At 55.7% G+C, this 598-nt stretch carries 1 protein-coding gene; it reads right to left on the bottom strand.

The window, feature by feature from the left end; all coding sequences use genetic code 11:
- The coding region (locus tag AAEY97_RS21120) for a hypothetical protein (protein ID WP_351001294.1) at positions 1-598 on the bottom strand (598 nt) is incomplete at both ends.

Here is a 598-nt window from a genome sequence, read left to right as displayed (position 1 = left end):
TAACCGTCGTCATTGCTGCCTGGGGTAAAGTCAACCGTCAGTAAATCACCGTCTTCATCAAAGGTGGTGTAGGTTGCGGCCACAGCGCCATCGACGGCGCTGTTTTCAGTAAAGTCATTGGCGACCACATCAATGGTCGGCGCATCGTTGGTCGGCGCAATACCCGGCGTGTCACTGTCTTGACCGGTTAAGCTGCCATCCGAGACGGTCAAATCCACCGGCGGCAAGGTGCCACCGTTGTTGACGAGATCCGCACCGGCTTGGGTTAATACCACTTCGCCGTTGACTAACGCATAGTAACCGTCGTCATTGCTGCCTGGGGTGAAGTCCACGGTCAGTGCATCACCGTCTTCATCAAAGGTGGTGTAGGTTGCGGCCACATCGCCATCGACGGCGCTGTTTTCAGTAAAGTCATTGGCGACCACATCAATGGTCGGCGCATCGTTGGTCGGCGCAATACCCGGCGTGTCACTGTCTTGACCGGTTAAGCTGCCATCCGAGACGGTTAAATCCACTGGTGGCAGGGTGCCACCGTTGTTGACGAGATCCGCACCGGCTTGGGTTAATATCACTTCGCCGTTGACTAACGCATAGTAAC

The sequence above is a fragment of the Shewanella sp. TB7-MNA-CIBAN-0143 genome (genome assembly GCF_040310065.1).
GTDB lineage: Bacteria > Pseudomonadota > Gammaproteobacteria > Enterobacterales > Shewanellaceae > Shewanella.
Note: the sequence above shows the minus strand (reverse complement) of the source record. Positions and strands in the feature narration are given on the sequence as shown.